The 19,950-nt window shown below is 65.0% G+C and carries 18 protein-coding genes; 15 read left to right on the top strand and 3 right to left on the bottom strand.

The genetic code is table 11. The annotated features are described in order from the left end of the window. Window positions 1–13 precede the first annotated feature (13 nt). From HZ321_RS05315 to HZ321_RS05340, 6 genes are all read left to right on the top strand, one after another. Window positions 14–682 carry a GntR family transcriptional regulator gene (locus tag HZ321_RS05315; RefSeq protein ID WP_181700901.1) on the top strand — a complete coding sequence of 223 codons (669 nt, stop codon included), beginning with the start codon at window positions 14–16 and terminating at the stop codon, window positions 680–682. A gap of 249 nt (window positions 683–931) precedes the next feature. Continuing rightward, window positions 932–1,882, top strand: a complete 951-nt coding sequence (locus tag HZ321_RS05320; protein ID WP_181700903.1) for a substrate-binding domain-containing protein — start codon at window positions 932–934, stop codon at window positions 1,880–1,882. A gap of 71 nt (window positions 1,883–1,953) precedes the next feature. Next, window positions 1,954–2,541, top strand: a complete 588-nt coding sequence (locus tag HZ321_RS05325; protein WP_181700905.1) for a DJ-1/PfpI family protein — start codon at window positions 1,954–1,956, stop codon at window positions 2,539–2,541. Between the two features lie 112 nt (window positions 2,542–2,653). Continuing rightward, the gene (locus HZ321_RS05330) at window positions 2,654–4,162 is read left to right on the top strand and encodes a sugar ABC transporter ATP-binding protein (RefSeq protein WP_181700907.1); all 1,509 of its coding nucleotides are present in this window, start codon (window positions 2,654–2,656) and stop codon (window positions 4,160–4,162) included. 12 nt (window positions 4,163–4,174) lie between these two features. Further along, on the top strand, window positions 4,175–5,179 hold the full coding sequence (locus tag HZ321_RS05335; protein WP_181700909.1) for an ABC transporter permease: 1,005 nt from the start codon (window positions 4,175–4,177) through the stop codon (window positions 5,177–5,179). A gap of 82 nt (window positions 5,180–5,261) precedes the next feature. Then, on the top strand, window positions 5,262–6,203 hold the full coding sequence (locus HZ321_RS05340; RefSeq protein WP_181700911.1) for an ABC transporter substrate-binding protein: 942 nt from the start codon (window positions 5,262–5,264) through the stop codon (window positions 6,201–6,203). 243 nt (window positions 6,204–6,446) lie between these two features. Here HZ321_RS05340 and HZ321_RS05345 read toward each other — a convergent pair whose 3' ends face one another. Genes HZ321_RS05345 through HZ321_RS05355 form a run of 3 tightly spaced genes read right to left on the bottom strand, consistent with a single transcriptional unit; the run spans window position 6,447 to window position 9,027 of the window. Next, window positions 6,447–7,253, bottom strand: a complete 807-nt coding sequence (locus HZ321_RS05345; RefSeq protein ID WP_181700913.1) for a FadR/GntR family transcriptional regulator — start codon at window positions 7,251–7,253, stop codon at window positions 6,447–6,449. An 18-nt stretch (window positions 7,254–7,271) separates the two neighbouring features. Beyond that, complete coding sequence (locus HZ321_RS05350; protein WP_181700915.1) at window positions 7,272–8,294, bottom strand: ABC transporter permease; 1,023 nt, start codon at window positions 8,292–8,294, stop codon at window positions 7,272–7,274. Further along, on the bottom strand, window positions 8,287–9,027 hold the full coding sequence (locus tag HZ321_RS05355; protein WP_181700917.1) for an ATP-binding cassette domain-containing protein: 741 nt from the start codon (window positions 9,025–9,027) through the stop codon (window positions 8,287–8,289). The genes HZ321_RS05350 and HZ321_RS05355 overlap by 8 nt, the downstream gene beginning before the upstream one ends. Before the next feature lie 145 nt (window positions 9,028–9,172). Between HZ321_RS05355 and HZ321_RS05360 the strand changes: the two genes are divergently transcribed. The 9 genes from HZ321_RS05360 to HZ321_RS05400 all read left to right on the top strand — a co-directional run bounded on the left by HZ321_RS05360 (window position 9,173) and on the right by HZ321_RS05400 (window position 19,834). After that, complete coding sequence (locus HZ321_RS05360; RefSeq protein WP_181700919.1) at window positions 9,173–10,147, top strand: NAD-dependent epimerase/dehydratase family protein; 975 nt, start codon at window positions 9,173–9,175, stop codon at window positions 10,145–10,147. A 67-nt stretch (window positions 10,148–10,214) separates the two neighbouring features. Beyond that, window positions 10,215–11,207, top strand: a complete 993-nt coding sequence (locus HZ321_RS05365; RefSeq protein ID WP_181700921.1) for a substrate-binding domain-containing protein — start codon at window positions 10,215–10,217, stop codon at window positions 11,205–11,207. Between the two features lie 117 nt (window positions 11,208–11,324). After that, entirely contained in the window at window positions 11,325–12,272 is a 948-nt protein-coding gene (locus tag HZ321_RS05370; protein WP_181700923.1) for a sugar-binding protein, read from the top strand. Between the two features lie 71 nt (window positions 12,273–12,343). Further along, window positions 12,344–13,858: a sugar ABC transporter ATP-binding protein gene (locus tag HZ321_RS05375; RefSeq protein ID WP_181700925.1), complete on the top strand. Its 1,515-nt coding sequence runs from the start codon at window positions 12,344–12,346 to the stop codon at window positions 13,856–13,858. 16 nt (window positions 13,859–13,874) lie between these two features. Further along, on the top strand, window positions 13,875–14,870 hold the full coding sequence (locus tag HZ321_RS05380) for an ABC transporter permease (RefSeq protein WP_181700927.1): 996 nt from the start codon (window positions 13,875–13,877) through the stop codon (window positions 14,868–14,870). 301 nt (window positions 14,871–15,171) lie between these two features. Then, window positions 15,172–16,254: a sugar ABC transporter substrate-binding protein gene (locus HZ321_RS05385; RefSeq protein ID WP_181700929.1), complete on the top strand. Its 1,083-nt coding sequence runs from the start codon at window positions 15,172–15,174 to the stop codon at window positions 16,252–16,254. A 108-nt stretch (window positions 16,255–16,362) separates the two neighbouring features. Further along, window positions 16,363–17,880, top strand: a complete 1,518-nt coding sequence (locus HZ321_RS05390) for a sugar ABC transporter ATP-binding protein (RefSeq protein ID WP_194303956.1) — start codon at window positions 16,363–16,365, stop codon at window positions 17,878–17,880. After that, on the top strand, window positions 17,877–18,857 hold the full coding sequence (locus HZ321_RS05395) for an ABC transporter permease (RefSeq protein WP_181700933.1): 981 nt from the start codon (window positions 17,877–17,879) through the stop codon (window positions 18,855–18,857). Before HZ321_RS05390 ends, HZ321_RS05395 begins: the two co-directional genes overlap by 4 nt. Further along, window positions 18,854–19,834 carry an ABC transporter permease gene (locus tag HZ321_RS05400; protein WP_181700935.1) on the top strand — a complete coding sequence of 327 codons (981 nt, stop codon included), beginning with the start codon at window positions 18,854–18,856 and terminating at the stop codon, window positions 19,832–19,834. The genes HZ321_RS05395 and HZ321_RS05400 overlap by 4 nt, the downstream gene beginning before the upstream one ends. The last annotated feature ends 116 nt before the right edge of the window (window positions 19,835–19,950 follow it).

Below are 19,950 nucleotides of genomic sequence, written 5' to 3' on the forward strand. Positions count from 1 at the left end.
CAACAAGATAGGAATGGATGGATCAACCGGTCCGATCCACCGATCCAGCGGCCTTGCTGAAGAAGTCTACGAAGCGATTTTTGCGCAACTCATGGCTTTGCGGATCGCTCCAGGAGCTCGTATCACAGTGGATAATCTTGTACGGGAGTTGAACGTCTCGCACACACCTATTCGAGAAGCGCTAGGACGACTTGAGGGCGAGGGCCTCGTCGTGAAGACCCACCTCGTCGGCTACAGCGCGGCCCCACAGATCACGCGCCGTCGTTTCGACGAACTCTACGAACTAAGGCTGTTGCTCGAGCCGGACGCGACCCGCCGCGCCGCTGGCCGGATCGACGCTGACGGCCTGGCCGCTCTCCGGGACGCGGCCGGCGTGATGATGCAGCGTACGACCGGTGACGAGCGTGCCCGGTACTCATCCTTTGCTCGCCAGGACGCGATCTTCCACGACGATATCCTGGCGATCGCGGGCAACGAGTTGATCCGCGAAACGCTGGCCCACCAGCACACGCATTTCCACATCTTCCGCCTCATGTTTCACGCGCGGGTCACCGAGGAAGCCCTGGACGAACATGATGCGATCCTGAACGCCCTTTCCGCTGGAGATGGTGAGGCGGCGGAAATGGCGATGAGGCGGCATATCGAGCGGTCGAGAGACCGGCTCCTGCCAGCCTTCGACTAGCGCCTGGCGGCTTTCCGGGCGGCCGCTGCGGCGTGCTTCTCGGACCGGGCCGCCTGGCATCGAGGACATCCGAAGAACGAGGTGAGACGGACGATCCGGTCCAACCGGTCTCCGAGGGGATACCTGCGCCCTGTCGACGGATGCACCTCCACTTTTCGAGACGGCCGCAGGGAGGCGGATGTCTTGGACCAACCCGCAGACCCGTGCCGCGGGACATGCGGACGAAGATCGGATTTTTGGGAGGAGACTATGAAAACAACGGCCAATCTGACGGCTGCACTCGCAGCCACGCTTCTACTCGGCGGCGTAGCCCATGCCCAGGAGAAGAAGGTCATCGCGGTGTCCATACCCGCTGCCGACCACGGCTGGACCGCCGGCGTCGTCTACCACGCCAACGCGGCGGCCGAGGAGATCAACAACGCATTTCCAGGCGTCGAGGTCATCGTGAAGACCTCGCCGTCAGCAAGCGCCCAGGTCAGCGCCATCGAGGATATCTCGGCTGGCAGGGGCATGGACGCCCTGGTCATCCTGCCGCACAGCTCCGAGGAACTGACGTCTCCGGTCAAGCAGATCAAGGAGAGCGGGACCTTCATCACCGTCGTGGACCGGGGCCTCACCGACCCGACCATCCAGGATCTCTACCTGGCCGGCGACAACATCGCCGTGGGCCATACCACGGCAAAGTTCCTGGTCGAAAAGCTGGGCGGCAAGGGAAACCTCGTCGTTCTGCGAGGCATCCCGACGGTCATCGACGACGAGCGCATCAAGGGCTTCGAGGACGGGATCAAGGGCAGCGATCTGAAGATCCTCGACATCCAGTACGCGAACTGGAACAGCGACGACGCCTTCAAGGTTATGCAGGACTTCCTTTCCAAGTACCCGCAGATCGATGCGGTTTGGGCCAACGATGACGACATGCTGCTGGGCGTTCTCGAAGCGATGAAGCAGTCCGGTCGGACCGACATCAAGTACGCGCTTGGCGGCAACGGGATGAAGGAAATCATCGAGAAGGTCATGGCCGGCGACCCGGTCACCCCGATCGAAACGCCGTATCCGCCGTCCATGATCAAGACCGCGATCTACATGACCGCGGCGCAGTTCACGGGCCAGGCGCCGATCCGCGGCACGGTGAAACTGGACGCTCCGCTCATCACCAAGGAGAACGCCGGCGAATACTACTTCCCGGACTCGCCGTTCTGATCCCAACCCCCGGCGCTGGGCGCCAGGCGCGTCCAGCACCACGTTTTCCATCGAAAAGAAGGCGCAAGCCAATGCCAGGCAAGAAAATCCTGATGCTCACCGGCGAGTTCACCGAGGAATACGAGATCTTCGTCTTCCAGCAGGGCATGGAAGCCGTCGGCCATACCGTGCATGTCATCTGCCCCGACAAGAAGGCGGGCGACATCATCAAGACGTCCCTGCACGACTTCGAGGGTCACCAGACCTACACGGAAAAGCCAGGGCACGACTTCGTCATCAACAAGACCTTCTCGGAAGTCGATGTCGACGCCTATGACGCAGTGTACTGCGCCGGAGGACGCGGCCCCGAGTACATCCGGACGGACAAGCGGATCCAGGCGATGGTCCGCCACTTCGTGGACCGGAAGAAGCCGATCTTCACGATCTGCCACGGGGTCCAGATCCTGATCGCCGTGGAGGGCGCGGTGCGCGGCAAGAAGGTCGCGGCGCTCGCGGCCTGCGAACCGGAGGTCACTCTGGCTGGCGGCACCTACGTGGACCTGTCGCCGACGGAAGCTTTCGTCGACGGCACCATGGTGTCCGCCAAGGGCTGGACGGCGCTCGCAGCCTTCATGCGCGAATGCCTCAAGGTGCTCGGTACGGAAATCCGCCACGCCTGATCGGGTCGGGATCGGCCGGCTGGCCGGGGATCAGCCTTCAGGCTGCGCCCCGGCCTTTCCGCCGAAGCGACCCCAAAGGCTGTTCCTGACGGTGCTGGGTGCAGGAGGAAGAATGGGCTCCGGCGATATTGTTCTCGAGGGCCGGGGTCTGTTCCGATCCTTCGGCCCTGTGGAGGTCCTGAGCGGAATCGACATCGTGCTCAGGGCCGGCGAGGTCCATGCGGTCATTGGTGAAAACGGTGCCGGCAAGTCGACGCTCATGCGGCTCCTGTCCGGCCATCTGGAACCGACCAAGGGCACGGTGGCCATCGATGGCGTGCCCTGCACTTTCCGCGGCCCGGTGGATGCGGAGCATCGAGGCATCGTTCTCGTCCACCAGGAGATCCTGCTCGCACCCCATCTGACGGTGGCCGAGAACATCTTCCTGGGGCGCGAAAAGCGCCGCGGGCTCATCCTCGACGACCGGCGGATGAACCGCGAAGCGGCTGCCGCCGTCCTGGACCTCGGCGCAGACATCGACCCGACGACCGCTGTCGAGCGGCTCTCGATCGCCCAGCGTCAGCTCGTCCAGATCGCCCGGGCGCTAGCGGTCGACCATCGCGTGGTCATCTTCGACGAACCGACCGCCTCCCTGACGCCGGTCGAAGCCGACGCACTCTTCCGGGTGATCGCACGCCTCAGGGAGCGCGGGATAGCGGTGCTCTACATTTCGCACCGCCTGGCCGAAGTGAAGGCGATCGCCGATGTCGTGACGGTGCTGCGCGACGGCCGTCTCGTCGCGCATCACGACGCGTCAGAGCTCGAACCGTTCGACATGGCTCGCCTGATGGTGGGCCGCGACATGTCGAACCTTTATCCGGAGCGCAGGCCGCCGCCAGCCGCCGCGGACATCGTTCTGGAGGCGCGGGACGTCAGTGTCCCCGGGTTTGTGGAGAACGCCTCGTTCGTGCTCAGGAAGGGCGAGATCCTGGGGTTCGGCGGCCTGATCGGAGCGGGGCGCACGGAACTTCTGGAAGGTGTGCTCGGGCTCCGGCCATCGACAGGCGAGGTGCGGGTCAATGGCAAGGCGGTCCGTTTCCGGACGGTTCACGACAGCATGCAGGCGGGGATCGTCTACCTGTCCGAGGACCGGAAGGGCAAAGGCCTGCTCGTCGGCCAGGACCTGCGTACCAACCTGACGCTGTCCGCGCTCGACCGCTTCCGCCGCGGGCCGCTCATCGACAAGGCCCGCGAGTGGGCCGCCCTCGATCGGGCGATCACCGCGTTCGACATCCGCACGCGCCGTCGCGACATCAATGCAGGGCAGCTCTCCGGCGGAAACCAGCAGAAGCTGCTGCTCGCCAAATCCATGCTGATCGAGCCGGACATCGTCGTCATCGACGAGCCGACCCGCGGCATCGACATCGGCACCAAGGCCGAGATCTACCGCTTCATCGCCAAGCTGGCAGCGGATGGCAAGGCCGTCATCGTCATCTCCTCGGAGATGCCGGAACTGATCGGCGTCTCCCACCGCGTGGTCGTCATGCGCGGCGGACACATCGCGGGAGAAGTCGATGGAGCCCGCATGACCGAAGCCGAGATCGTGGTGCTCGCCACCGGCGTTGCCGCCCAAGCTGCCTGAAGGACCGAACACATGACCCATGCTTCCGAGACCACGGTGCCGCGGCCGGGCGGCGGCTTCCGTATAGACCTGAAAGCGGCCGCGCCATTCATAGCGCTCGCGGTACTCCTGGTGTTCGGCGCGCTGCTGAACCCGAACTTCGTGTCGGCCGCCAATCTCCTGAACGTGCTGACCCGCTGCGCCTTCATCGCGATCATCGCGGTGGGCGCCACCTTCGTGATCGCCTCCGGCGGCCTTGACCTCTCGGTCGGTTCGATGGCGGCCTTCATCGCCGGCTCGATGATCCTGATCATGAACGGCATGGGCGGCGACCCGACCATCGGTACCATCGCGCTCGCCATGCTCATCGCTCTTGGGATCGGGGCGCTCTGCGGACTGGCGAACGGGGTGGTGACGACTGCCGGTCGAATAGAACCCTTCATCGTCACGCTCGGGACCATGGGCATCTTCCGCGCCCTGGTGATCTGGCTTGCCGAGGGCGGGTCGATCGCCATGAAGGACCAGGAGCTGCGTGCCCTCTATCGCCCGGTCTACTTCGGCAATGTCTTCGGCATCCCCATTCCCGTGCTCGTGTTCCTCGCCGTCGCGGCGATCGCCGCCTTCGTTCTCTACAAAACCCGCTTCGGGCGACACGTGCTCGCCGTGGGATCGAACGAGGAGGTCGCCCGCTATTCCGGCATCCCCGTCGGCCGGGTCCGCACGCTGACCTATGTCGTGCAGGGTCTCTGCGTGGCTGTCGCGGTGCTGGTCTACGTGCCGCGGCTAGGCGCTGCGACGCCGACAACCGGCCTGCTATGGGAGCTCCAGGCCATCACCGCCGTGGTGATCGGCGGCACGGCGCTTCGGGGCGGCACCGGCCGGGTCTGGGGAACTGTCTGCGGGGCTCTGATCTTGGAGGTGGTGGGCAACATCATGGTGCTGTCCGACCTGGTCTCCGAATACCTCATCGGCGCGGTTCAGGGCGCCATCATCATCGTCGCCATGCTGGTCCAGCGCTCGATGTCGCGCCGGACCTGAACGCGCCTGTCGACGGAGCCAGAGGGGTGGAGCCACCCGATGGCCGACGAAGAACCGGCTCCGCATGTGGAGGAATGGACTGATGCGTACCTTGATGTTGGGATTTGCCGTTGCAGCGACCGTGGTCGGCGGCTCGGCCTTCGCCCAGGAGAAGTCGGTCACGATGGCCGTGTCGATTCCGGCTGCGGACCATGGCTGGACGGGCGGCGTGGTCTACCATGCCGAACGCGAGAAGGCGGCCCTCGAGGCGCGCTATCCCGGCCTGAAGATCATCCTCAAGACCTCGCCGGACGGCGCCTCGCAGGCGAATGCGCTGGAGGACCTGTCCGCCCAGGGGATCGACGCGCTCGTCACCCTGCCCCACAACTCAGACGAACTCACCGATCCCGTGCGCCGCGTGAAGGAAAGCGGGGTCTTCGTCACGGTCGTCGACCGCGCCCTCTCCGATCCCACGATCCAGGATCTCTACGTCGCCGGCAACAATCCTGAGCTCGGCCGCGTGGCCGGCGAGTACATGAAGAAGGAGCTCGGCCAGGGCGACATCGTCGTGATCCGCGGGCTGCCGATCGTGATCGACGAACAGCGGGTCACCGCCTTCAACGCGGCGATCGAAGGGTCCGGCATCAAGGTGCTCGACAGCCAGTACGGCAACTGGTCCCGCGACGACGCCTTCAAGGTGATGCAGGACTTCCTGACCAAGCACCCGAAGATCGACGCGGTCTGGTGCCAGGACGACGACATGGCCGTCGGCGTTCTGGAGGCCATCCAGCAGTCTGGCCGCAGCGACATCAAGTTCGTCGTGGGCGGCGCCGGCATGAAGGACATGATCAAGCGCGTGATGGACGGCGATCCGATGATCCCGGTCAACGTGCTCTATCCGCCGTCCATGATCGCGACGGCCATGGATCTCACGGCCGCCGGGCTCTACGATCAGGTGCCGGTGCGCGGGAGCTACATCCTGGCAGCCCCGCTCGTCACCAAGGACAACGCGGCGGAGTATTACTTCCCCGACAGTCCGTTCTGAGCACCGATCGAGGGAAGAAAACTGGCTCATGATCATCCATGAGCAATTGGGTTCGGGCGCCAAGCGCTCATCGCGATGGCATGGACCATCAGTGCTCCGACCATGCTACGGCCACCGCTTCAGCGGTGGCCGTTTCCGTTACGCGGGAGCGGTGCAGCGTGACCGGTTGGAAACCTCCGGCGGAGCCGGACGGCCACCAGCGAGGCCCTGCCACGGACGGAGGAAGAGGGGTGGCTCTTCCCTTCAATCCGCCGAGGGTCGGTTGATGAACTCATCCGTGTTGGCCAGGAGCCGCTTCACGGCTCGCCGCGCGACCTCAGGCCGCTGCAGGCGGATCGCCTTCTCGATATCCTCGTGGAGGCTCTGGGCGTGCCGGATGTCGTTCGCCTCACGCGTGATGAACGTGAAGAGCTGGAGCAGCGCCGAATCGATCATCGCTCCCAGCGGGAGGAGAAGGTCGTTGCCGGCCGCCTTGAGAATCGCCAGATGAAAGCGGGTATCAGCGGCCGCGCGATTGGACAGCGTCGAGGCCGTACCCATTTCGCGGCACGCCGCACTGATCGTTTCCATCTCCGCTTCGGTCCGCCGTTCCGCAGCCAAGGCCGCGGCCTCAGGCTCTATGATCGCTCGAAACTCCTGCACCGTCTTCAGAAAGGTCCGGTTGCCCGGCGCGGCGGCGTACCAGGTGAGCACGTCCCGGTCGAGGAGGTTCCAGTATTCGCGAGGCTCGACCCAGCTTCCAATTTTCTGGCGGGAGGCGATCAGGTTCTTCGCGGTCAGCGTCTTCACCGCTTCCCGGACGACCGAGCGGCTGACGCCGAAACTGTCCGACCATTCCGCCTCGTTCGGCAGGATCGTGCCGGGCGGATAGTCGCCGCGGACGATCCGGAGGCCGATCTCCTGAACGACCGCCGCGTGCACGGATTGCCCGGCAACGGCGATCGGACCTGCCGCCCCGAGAGGCGTCCGGCGGCTTCTGGGAGACAGCGGAATCGGAGCCACTTTGGTCTGCACCAACTCCGTAGTTTCGCCGTCCCGCCGCTTCACCATCGTCATCCGCTCCGATTGTCAACTCTCCGTGTCGCGATAGGCGCGGATCCTGTCAAACGCAACTGCTAAAACGATAAAGCTGCCGACAAACGCGCCCTGCCAGAAGGTTCCGATGCCGAGCAGGATCAGGCTGTTGCGGATCACCTCGATGAGGGCGGCGCCGACCACCGAACCGAACACCGTCCCGGCTCCGCCAAGCAGGTTCGCTCCTCCGATCACGGTCGCGGCGATCACACTCAGTTCCATCGACTGACCGAGGTTGGTGGTCACGCCACCCAACCATCCGGCTTCGAGCACCCCGGCGATCCCGGCCATCAGAGAGGAGAACACGTAGACAGAGACTTTCACCCGTGCGACCGCGATGCCGGTCAGCCCCGCCGCGCGCTCGTTCGCACCGATGGCAAACACGTGGGTTCCCCATCGCGTCCACCGAAGGAGGAGGGCCGTCGCCACGCCGAACAGGAACAGCGCGATGACCGGGTTGGCGATCGAGAACGTGGAACCGCCGCCGAGCTGAAAAAGGAGCTTCTCGTCCGGCCCGAACTGGAAGACGACCCTGTTTCCCGAGATCACCATCGCAAGGCTGCGCGCGACCGACAGCATGCCGAGCGTCACCACGAAGGAGGGAATGCGCACGTAGGCGATCAGCGCGCCGTTGATGAGCCCGACCAACGCGGACACCGCCAGTGCAAGCGCCGCACTCGGCACAAGCCCCCAGCCGGCATTCATCGTGATGGCGAGCACCATGGCACTCAGACAGAGCACGGAGCCGACGGACAGATCGATACCGCCGGAGATGATGACCACCGTCATGCCGAGCGCGACGATGCCGACGAAAGCGAAATTGCGGGTCACGTTGAAGAGGTTCTGCGGTGTCGCGAACGTTTCGGTCAGGAGCGTGAGCGACAGGCCCGCGGCGACCATCGCCAGGAACACCCAGAAGGCCTGATGACCGACGATCCGACCGACGAACGTATGGGACTGTCGGCCGATCACCGCTTCGAGGCGGCCGTCTTCGGTGGCATCCGTCTTCTCAAGCATGGTCGATGGCCCCCGTGATCAGACCCGTGACTTCCTCCGGAGAGGTCGCTTGCGTCGCTTTGTTGGCAACGACGCGGCCCCGGCGCAGGACGACCACCCGGTCCGCGACCGAGAACACGTCCGGCATGCGATGGCTGATCAGGACGACCGCCACCCCGTGCGACTTCAATTCCCGGATCAGGGCCAGCACTTCGGCCACCTGCCGAACCGATATGGCGGCAGTCGGCTCGTCCATCAGTACGATGTCGGCGTTGGAGAGCCGTGTCCGTGCAATCGCCACGGCCTGTCGCTGGCCGCCCGACATGGACTTGACGAGATCCTTGGGCCGGGTTTCCGAGCGGAGCGCCTTGAAGAGCTCCGCCGCCCGCCGGTTCATCGCGGCGTAGTCCACAATCCGGAACGGCCCGAAGCGGCGTGTGAGTTCGCGCCCCAGGAACACGTTCACCGCGGCCGTTAGATTATCGCAGAGCGCGAGGTCCTGGTAGACGATCTCGATACCGTTCTGGCGGGCGTCGAGCGGCCCGTGAAACACCGTTTCCCGATCCTTGAGGTAGAGCCGCCCTTGGGTTGGCCGGAAGTTGCCGGCGACGATCTTCACCAGCGTCGACTTGCCTGCGCCGTTGTCGCCCATCAACCCGACGACCTCGCCGGCCGACAGCGACAGCGAGACGTCGTCGAGGGCGTGGATCGCCCCGAAATGCTTGGACACGCCATCGAGGCGCAACACCGTCATCGCTGTCCTCCCTTTGCCCTGCCTGGATAAGAGCGGGGCAGTGGCCTTCGGTCAATCCCCCTATTATATGTATATTACGTTTTATCTGATATATTGGTTGACAGGAAAAGTCGCATGCGGTTCCTTTCCGGGGAGGAGGATGGCAATGCGGATCCTGGTCACTGGAGCAACGGGAAAGGTCGGAGGGGCTTTGATCGCAGCTCTCGGGCGTCTTTGGCCCGACGTGCCGGTCCGCGCGCTCTGCCACAACCGCGTGCTCCCCGAGAGCGCAACGCTGGAGGTGATCCGCGGGTCGATCTCGGACCGGGAGACCTGCCGTGCAGCGGTGGCGGGCGTCACCCACGTCGTTCACATGGCAACCTGCAAGGAAAGCCCGAGCGAGGTGATGGACGTTGCGGTGAAGGGGCTCTTCTGGCTGCTGGAGGAGTTCCGGCAGATCCCGACCGCCGAGCGCTTCATTCTGATCGGCGGCGATGCCGCGGTCGGGCACTTCTACTATCGCCACGCCGTTCCCATCACGGAGGCGACGCCGCATACGGCCTACCCAGGCTGCTACGCGCTGTCGAAGGTCCTCGAGGAGGTGCTGGTCGCCCAGTGCGGGATCCAGTACGGCCTGGACTGGTGCTGCCTTCGCGCGCCCTGGATCATGGAGAAAGACGACTTCCGCTACACGTTGTCCTTCGGCGACGACCTGTTTGGCGGACCCGACTGGAAAACCATGGTCACGCCCGAGGTGCTGGCAGAGAGCCGGCGCAAGGGGGCCGTGCCGCTCCTCGTCGAGACCGACGGCACGCCCGTCCGCCGCAACTTCGTCCACGTCGATGATCTCGTATCGGCGATCCTCGCGGCGCTGACGTCCAAGGCGGCGCGGCAGAAGCTCTACAACGTGGCCATGGACGAACCGGTCGACTACGCCCTGGTCGCCCGTTACCTCGCCGAAACCCGCGGGATCCCCGCGACGGTGGTGAAGGGTCCGTTCTTCGGCAACTGGATGGACAACACGCGCGCCAAGGCCGAACTCGGCTGGCGCCCTGTCTACGACGCCAAGAAACTCATTGATTCCGCTTGGGACCACATCCGAACGCCTGAAGATCCGCGAAAGGTTTGGTACCCCGGCTGAAGCAGGCGGATTTAACTGCACAATAAATCCAGAGGATCCGCCTTTTCGTCCAACAGGGAGGAAGATCATGTCGCATAGATCTACACTGCTCGCCTCTATCGTAGCATTTGCCGCCTTTACCGGGTCGGCTATCGCGGCGGACAAGACCTTGGCGATCGTCGTGAAGGGCCTGGACAATCCCTTCTTCGAGCAGATCAACAAGGGCTGCCAGAAGTGGAACGCCGAGAACGAGGGCTCGGGCTACACCTGCCTCTACACAGGCCCTGCGTCGAGTGCCGACGAGGTGGGCGAAGTCCAGATCGTCGAGGATCTTCTCAACCGCCCCGACGTCGTCGCGATCGCGATCTCGCCTTCGAATGCGCCGTTGATGGCCAAGCTGCTCCGCGAGAAGGCCCCTTCGATCCCAGTCATGACGATCGACGCCGACCTCTCCGCCGCGGATGCGGACCTGCGCAAGACCTACCTCGGCACGGACAACTACCTGATGGGGGTCAAGTTCGCCGAGCATCTGAAGACGCTGAAGCCCGAGGGCGGCACCGTGTGCCTGCAGCTCGGCAATGTGGCGGCCGACAACATCAACCAGCGCGCTGCCGGCACCCGCGACACGCTGGCCGGCGAGAAGGGCGTGGCGCAGCTCACCGGCCAGGGCGGCTGGACGGAGATCGACGGTTGCCCCGTCTTCACCAACGACCAGGCCGATCTCGCCAACCAGCAGATGGCCGACACGTTCACGGCGCATCCTGATCTCACGGCTTTCATGCTGATCGGCGGCTGGGCCCAGTTCGCACCGCAGGCCTACGCGCAGGTCACCGATCAGGTGATGGACAAGCTCAAGTCGAAGTCGCTGGTCATCGTCGCCGGCGATACCTTGCCGCCGCAGATGGAGGCGCTCAAGGCCGGGCGCAGCCACGTGCAGGTCGGCCAGCGCCCGTTCGAGATGGGCTATCGCGCCCCATCCGTGATGCGGGATCTCCTCGACGGGAAGACCGTCGAGCCGATCATCTACACGGGCCTCGACGAGTGCACCCAAGAGAACGCCGATAGCTGCATCGGCGGCTGAGCTTCCCGCCCGCGGCCGGCACGGCCGGCCGCGGCTCGCACCCTTCAATCGCCGACCGACCTCGTCCCGGTGTTTCACGCGCCGGCGGTCGCTCGTCCTCAATCCCGAGGTGACACGATGACCAGATCCCTTCTCGGCATTCTCGCCCTGTCCGCCCTTCTCGCCACCGGATCCGCGGAGGCGCAGGACAAGAAGACGCTCGCCTTCGTCGTCAACGGTGCATCCGACTTCTGGAAGCTGGCGGAAGCCGGCGTCAAGAAGGCACAGGCCGAATTGCCGGCCTACGACCTCCAGTTCAAGTATCCGGAGCAGGCGGCGGCGGCCGTCCAGCAACGGTTGATGGAGGACCTCGTCGCGGCCGGCGTCTCGGCCATCATGGTCAGCGCGGTCGATCCGAAGTCGTCGACCGCATCGCTCAACGCGATCGGCGGACAGGTCCCGCTCTTCACCACGGACAGCGACGCGCCCGACACCAACCGAATCGCCTACATCGGCTCGTCCAACACGGACGCCGGCAAACAGGCCGGCGAGATCGCCCTGAAGGCCCTGCCGGAGGGTGGCAAGTGCATCGGCTTCGTCGGCCTGCCGGGCGCAGACAACGCTCGCGAGCGCATCGAGGGCATGAAGTCCGTCCTTCAGGGCTCCAAGGTCGAGCTCGTCGACGTACGCGGCGACGACATCGACATGACCCGCGCCAAGCGCAACGTGGAGGACGCGCTGGCCGCCAACCCGGACGTGGACTGCATGGTCGGATTCTATTCCTACAATCCGCCGCGCATCTACGAGGTGCTGAAGGAAACCGGAAAGCTCGGCGCCGTCACGGTGATCGCCTTCGACGAGGATCCGATCACGCTCGGCGGGGTCCGCGAGGGCACGATCGCCGGCACCGTCGTCCAGCAGCCCTACGAGTGGGGCTACCAGGGCATGAAGCTGATGGCGGCCTTCCTGGAGGGCGACCAGTCCGGCATTCCGGAGAACAAGCTGGTGATCGTCCCGACGAAGATCATCGACAAGTCCAACGTCGATGCATTCGAGGCGGAACTGAAGTCGCGTATCGGCGGCTGACGTCTCGAAGCCGGTAGGCCGGCCAAAGTTCCTCCTTGGCCGGCCTGCACGGCACCACCAAAGGCCGATCCATGTCCGATCTCCTTCTGACCCTCAACCGGATCTCGAAAACCTATGGCTCCGTGACGGTGGTCGACGATGTGTCGATCCGGATCAACACGGGCGAGGTGGTCGGGCTGGTCGGCGAGAATGGCGCAGGCAAATCGACGTTGATGAAGATCCTCGGCGGCGTGGTAGCGCCGACGGCGGGAAGCATCGACTTTGACGGCGAAGCCCATCCCCGCCTCACCGTCGCCGCGTCGAACCGCGCCGGCATCGCCTTCGTTCACCAGGAGCTGAACCTCTTCGACAACCTGTCGGTCGCCGCCAACGTCTTCATCGGACGAGAGCCGCGGAAAGGCGGTTTGCTCAACCTCGTCGACGAGGCCGAGCTGGTGCGCCGGACCGCTCCGCTGCTCGCCCAACTCGGCGCCGACTTCTCGCCGGACGCGCGGGTCGCCGACCTCTCGCTCGCGGAGCGGCAACTCGTCGAGATCGCCAAGGCGCTTTCGGTGAACGCCCGCCTTCTCATCCTCGACGAGCCGACCTCCAGCCTCACGGCGACGGAAACCGAGCGGCTCCTCGTCACCGTCGACCGCCTGCGGTCCGAAGGCGTCTCGATCATCCTGATCTCGCACCGGCTCGGCGAAGTCGAGCGCCTGGCCGACCGGGTGGTCGTGCTTCGCGACGGGCGCCTCGTCGCCGAACTCGTCGGCACCGACATCGCAGCGCCGACCATGATCCGGCACATGATCGGGCGGGACCTGAAGGCCCTCTATGTTCCGCCGGCCGCCGCGCCCGGCAATCCGATCCTCGAACTCGTCGACATCCGGACGGTCGGGCGGCCCGACCGGACGGTCAGCCTGGACGTCAGGCGCGGCGAGATCCTGGGCCTTGCGGGGTTGATCGGCTCCGGTCGCACCGAGCTCGCCCGTGCGCTGTTCGGCCTCGACCCTCTCCTGGGCGGGACGATCCGCATCAATGGGGAGGCCGTGGCCATCGACAGCCCCCGCGCGGCGATCGCGGCGGGCCTCTACCTCGTGCCGGAAGACCGCAAGCTGTCCGGCCTCATCCTCGAATTCCCCATCCGCGACAACATCGCCCTCCCCTCGCTGCGCCGCTTCGCCCGCCTCTGGATGGTCGACGAGGACGCCGTCGACGTCGAAGCTGTCCGGCAGCGCGACGGGCTCGACATTCGTGCCGGATCCGTCCGCATGCCCTGCGGTTCACTTTCCGGCGGCAACCAGCAGAAGGTGGTTCTGGCCAAGTGGCTATCGATGGCGCCCCGCGTTCTCATCTTCGACGAGCCGACGCGCGGCGTGGATGTCGGCGCCAAGTCGGAGATCTACCATCGGATGCGCGATCTCGCCGATGCCGGCGTCGGGATCCTGATGATTTCCTCGGACATGGAGGAAGTGATCGGCGTCTCGGACCGCGTCGCGGTCATGCATGAGGGCGCGATCGCCGGCATCCTCGGCCGCGAAGAGCTCAGCGAACATGCCGTCCTGACCCGAGCCGTCGGCCGCGAACCGGTCCATTCCGAATGACGCGAGGAAAGCACCCATGATCAAGAAGAGCGACCTGTGGCTGCTCGTTTTCATCCTCGTCGTGGGATCCGCCGTCGCGCTGATCAACCCGCGCTTCCTGTCGCCGATCAACCTGTCGAACACGGCCAACCTGATCGGCCTCTTCGGCATCTTCTCGGTCGCGCAGGCGTTCGTGATCATCTCCGGCGGCATCGACCTTTCGGCGGGATCGGTGATCGCGCTGCTTGGCGTTCTGTTTGTCGACCTGGTCGCCGGCGGCACTCTTCCGCCCGGCTTCGCGTTCCTGCTCGTCGTCGTTCTCGGCTGCGCGATCGGGGCCATCCACGGCTTCCTGGTCGCCAGGGTCGGCCTCCAGCCCTTCATCGTGACGCTCTGCGGCCTTTTGATCTACCGCGGCATCGCCCGCTGGTACACGGAGGACGGCACGGCCGGTTTCCCCTTCGACGCGAGCTTCCCGTGGCTGGAGTGGCTGACGTCCGGCCGCCTCTACGGCATCCCGCACAGCCTGATCGCATTCGCAGCGATCACCGTCGTCATGGCCGTCGTGCTCCACAAGTCGGTGTTCGGCCGTCATCTCTTCGCCGTCGGTCGCAACGAGGAAGCGGCACGCTACAGCGGGATCGACACCAGGCGCGTCACGATCGCGGCCTACTTCATCTGCAGTGCCCTCACCGCCATCGCGGCCGTTTTCATCGCGATGTACACGCGCTCGATCTCGCCGTCGTCGCACGGGAACTTCTACGAACTCTACGCCATCGCCGCGGCCGTGCTCGGCGGTTGCTCGCTGCGCGGCGGCGAGGGGTCGATCGCCGGTGTCGTCCTCGGAACCGTGCTGCTGCAGGTCCTCCAGAATCTCGTCAACCTGTTGGGTGTGCCAAGCTCGCTAAACTTCGCCGTTATGGGGTCCGTGATCCTGGTCGGCGTCCTCGCCGATCGGCATCTCTCCACGCGTCCGAACCACACCCGGCGGCAGGCCAGACAATCCTCGGTCGTCGTTCGGTCAGTCGGTTGATCGCACGGCTATTCCGTCGAGGTTTGAACATTTGGAGGAGCATGTAGATAAACGATCTAGTCTGCTGCATCGCAGTATAAATCAGTTGTTGACACTTTATAGATATTCAAATAATCCTAATCATCGGCGCTTTGTTTATGAGAATACCATCCGTTTAAGTATAATGCTCACAATGTGCGACGAATGAGCAAAATAAAGGCCGTTCCAGTGGGAGCTGGAACTCAACGGGAGGAACTCAGCTATGAAAACGTCATCCTATTTGGGTCGTGCATCTTGTCTCGGCATACTCCTCGCCGCGGGAATGTTCTCAGCACCGCCGGCTGTGGCTGCAGGCCCTGAGGTCGTTTCCGGGCCCGCTGCGGAGCCGGAGTGTTTCGCGCCTTGGTCGGCGGATACGAAGTTCCTGAAGTATGAAGCCAAGCAGGGTCCGTTCCGCATCGCGCTGGCCAACGGCTACATCGCCAACACCTGGCGCATCCAGATGATCCAGACGGCGAAGGCCTATGCCGCGCAGCCGGACGTCGCGGCCAAGCTCAAGGAGTTCAAGGTGGTGTCGACCGGCGAGGATGTGCCGGCCCAGATCTCCGCCATCAACAACTTCATCGACAGCGGCTACGACGCCATCGTCGTGAATGCGCAGAATCCCACGGCCTTCGGCCCGGTGATCAAGCGCGCCAAGGAGGCCGGCGTCATCCTGGTGGCCTTCGACAACATCCTCGACACGCAGGATGCCATCAACGTCAACGTCGACCAGAAGGGTCTCGGGGTGCTCTGGGCCAACTGGCTCATCAACAACGTCCCGAACGGCGGCAAGGTGCTCGAGGTGCGCGGCGTCGCCGGCACGTCGGTGGATACCGACCGCCACAACGGCGTCATGGAAACGCTCAATGCGTCCGGCAAGACCTGGGACGTGACGGAAGTCGTGGGCAAGTGGGACGACGGCGTCGCCCAGAAGGCCACCGCCGATGCGATCGCAACGAACGGGCCGTTCGACGGCATCACCGGACAGGGCGGCGACACCGGCATCGTGCAGGCGATGATCGACGCCAAGCATCCCTTCGTGCCGTTCGGCGGCGAAACGGAGAACGGCTTCCGCAAGTTCTGCGCCGCCCACGCCGACGACGGCCTGAAGTGCTCGTCGGCCGGCACCGGCCCCGCTCAGGTGGCCGTCGCCATCAAGACGGCGATCGCCGCGCTGGAAGGAAACGTGGTGCCGCAGTCCGTCAAGCTGCCGCTGGCCATCGTCGAGCATCCGAACTTCAAGGAAGGCGAGGACTACTTCCCCGATCAGTCCGACAACTTCTTCGTCGGCAACTCCTTCCCGACGTGCGGCATCAACTTCACGGCCCAGGAGATCATGGGCCAGACGCAAGAGAACCAGTAGGCCTCAGCTCGGTCCGAGGCGCGGACCCGAACGCCGTGCCTCGGACCAATCGCGGGACAACCGAACGGGGGATGTGGTTCCGTGCCGTTGAACGAGCCTTTGTTCCGGATGGAAGGCGTTTCGAAGAGCTACGGCGGCGTCCGTGCTCTGGAAGATGCCGACCTCGACGTCCGTGCCGGTCGCATCCACGCCATCCTGGGCGAGAATGGCGCGGGCAAGTCGACGCTGATCAAGATCATGGCCGGGGTCGTCGCGCCCGACCAGGGCCGCATGATCCTCGACGGGCGCGAGATATCCTTCCCGTCGCCGGCCGCGGCGAACGCGGCGGGGATCGTCTGCATCTTCCAGGAACTCTCGCTGATCCCCGATCTCTCGGTGGCGGACAACATCGTCATCAGCAATCCGCCACGCCGCTTCGGGGGTATCGACCGGCGGGAGCAGCGCCGGATCGCAGCCGATGCCCTGGCCCGGGCCGGCGCATCCGACATCCACCCGCTGGCGCTGGTCAAGGATCTGTCGCTGTCGCGCCGGCAACTGGTCGAGATCGCCAAGGCGCTCGCCCGCCGCCCGCGTGTGCTCATCCTCGACGAGGCGACCTCCGCGCTGACCGCCGCGGACGTCTCGAACATCTTCGTGGTGCTGAAGCGGCTGCGCAGCGAGGGGCTCGCGCTCCTCTACATCTCGCACCGGATGCACGAGATCGCGGAACTGGCCGACGACTGCTCGGTGTTCCGCAACGGCCGAAAGGTCGCGACCTATCCGGCCGGGTCGAAGACCAACGCCGAGGTCGTGGAACTGATGATCGGCCGCGAGTACAAGAACGTGTTTCCGCCCAAGCCACCGCCGGTCCCGGCCGATCGACCACCTGTGCTCGAATGCCGGAAACTGTCCTGGAGCGGACGGCTGCACGAGATATCGCTCACCGTGCGGCCGGGCGAGATCGTCGGGCTCGGCGGATTGGACGGCCAAGGCCAGCGGGAGTTGATGCTCGCGCTCTTCGGCGTCCTGCGCGGCACCACCGGCGAGATCCTCATCGACGGAAAGCCGACCTCGATCGCTAGCCCGTCGCAGGCCAAGAGCGATGCGATCGGGATGGCGCTGATCCCGGAGGATCGGAAGACCGAAGGCCTGATGCTGCCGATGACGGTGCGCGACAACCTCTCCTTCGCAGCCCTCGAACGCATCTCCCGCCACGGTGTGATCGACGGTGCGCGCGAGCAGGCCATGATCGAAGACATGGTCCGCGCCCTGGCGATCCGGTCCGCCGGCGTCGACATACCCGTCGGAGCGCTGTCCGGTGGAAACCAGCAGAAGGTGGTCATCGCCAAGTGGCTGATGAACCGGCCGCGCATCATCCTGCTCAACGACCCCACGCGCGGCATCGACGTCGGAACCAAGCAGGAGCTCTACGTGCTGTTCCGCCGCCTCACGGCCGAAGGCGCCGCCATCCTCTTCTACTCCACGGACTACGACGAGCTGATCGGCTGCTGCGATCGGGTCCTCGTTCTCTACGACGGCGCCGTGAAGCGCGAACTCGTGGGCGACGAGATCACCGAACACGCCTTGATCGCGAGCGCGCTCGACATCGACGCTGCCGGTCCGGCCGCAAAGGCGGTGCATTCATGAGCGACTGGCGTTTCCGGCTGGCCGACAACCGCAGCACCCTGCTCGCGGTGGCCATCTTCGTCGTGATGTTCATTCTCTACATTTCCAACCACCCCGCCGGCTTGACGGCCAACGTGGTCCAGACCGCGTCGAACAAGGCCGTGCTGCTCGCCTTCGTGGCGATGGCGCAGGCGCTGGTGGTGATCACCGCCGGCATCGATCTCTCGGTGGGGATGATCTTCGTTCTTACCAACTGCCTGGCGTCCTGGCTCGTGGTGGGTACGCCGCTCGAGGTCGGTTTCGGTGTTCTGGCCGTGCTCGCGACGGGGGCGGCCTGCGGTGCGATCAATGGCGCGATCGTCATCTTCGGTCGGCTGCAGCCGATCGTCACGACGATCGCGACGGGTGCGATCTACTTCGGGATCGCCCTCGCCCTACGGCCGTTTCCCGGTGGAAGCGTCGACGAGACCCTGGCCGACGCGCTCACCGGCCGCGTGTTCGGCCTCGTGCCGGCAAGCCTCCTCGTGCTGGTCGCCGTGGTTGCCATGATCTGGATACCGTACAGCCGTTCGGTGACGGGCCGCGCCGCCTATGCAACGGGCTCCTCGGAAGCGGCCGCCTACATGTCCGGCGTGCCGATCCGGCGGGCGAAGTTCGTGGCCTACACGCTGTCGGGCCTGCTGGCCGCGATCGGTGGGCTTTTCCTGACGTTCTTCACCTATACGGGCGACGCGGCCTACGCGAGCGGGAACGCCTACACGCTCTTTTCCATCGCGGCCGTCGTGCTCGGCGGCGTTTCGCTGTTCGGCGGCAGAGGCAGCGCGATCGGGGCCATCTTCGGAGCGCTCGCCTTCCGCACCATCGGTGACCTGCTTTTCGTGTTCGACTTCGACCCGCTCTGGCAGCCGCTGTTCCAGGGCCTGGTCCTGCTGTTCGCCGTCAGTGTCGGCGCCGTCGCACTGTTCAGGGTCCGCAACCGATTGGACTGGTTTGCATGAAGGAACTCGCATCTCCACTTCGCAAGTTCAGCCTTGGCGGACGCCTCGACCCCGCCGTGGCGACGGCCTTCGCCTGCATCGTCATTCTGCTCCTGATCGGCAGCCTCTACTCCCGGAACTTCCTGTCGCCCGAGTATCTGCTGCAGCAGCTCAAGGTGGCGGCCTTTCTGGGCGTGGTCGCGAGCGGCATGATGCTGGTGATCCTGCTTGGCCAGATCGACCTTTCGGTGCCATGGGTGCTGACCGTCGGCGCCATGATGTCCAGCGCCCTCGCGGGGTACGGCGGAGCCGGCGAGGTGTTCGCGATCCCCTTCGGCGTGGCCTGCGGACTTGCGATCGGCCTGATCAACGGGATCGGGGTGGCCTACATGCGCATCCCGTCGATGATCATCACACTCGCCACCAATGCGGTCGCGCAAGGGTTGATGGTGCTCTACACCGGCGGCTTCTCACCCAAGGACACGGCCTCACCCGCCATGCGCTACCTCGCAACGGGGTTTGCCATTCCGGGCGTGCCGAACGCCCTGGTCTGTTGGGCAGTGGTCGGCGTTGCCGTCGTGCTCCTTCTGACACGTACGACCTTCGGCCGGTCGATCTACGCCATCGGCAATCGCGAGCGGGCCGCCTATCTGTCCGGGATCAATACGCGACGGGTGGTGATGGCTGTCTTCGCGATCTCCGGAGGATTGTCGGCTTTTGGCGGCGTGCTGCTCGCCGGCTATGCATCGAAGGCGGCTCAGTCCATGGGCGACGCCTACCTGCTTCCGGCCATCGCTGCCGTCGTGCTTGGCGGAACGTCGATCCTCGGGGGCCGCGGGAGCTACCTTGGCACGATCGCCGGCGTGCTGCTGGTCACGCTTCTGCAGTCCATTCTTTCGGTGATGCAAATGCCGGAGTTCGGGCGGCAGATTCTCTACGGCGCGGTCATCGTGCTGATGCTGCTTCTCTACGGTCGCGAAAAGGCGATCGGCCGCTGATACGAGTGAATGAGGGCGCCGCTTGTGAAGGCAGGGCCGAATGCGCCGGACCGGCGGCCGCGGACGGTGTCGTCTCCGGTCGGTGGCGATGACCAACCTTGCCGCTCGATCGCTTC

Source organism: Chthonobacter albigriseus (genome assembly GCF_013839445.1).
In the GTDB taxonomy this organism is placed as follows: Bacteria; Pseudomonadota; Alphaproteobacteria; order Rhizobiales; family Pleomorphomonadaceae; genus Chthonobacter; species Chthonobacter albigriseus.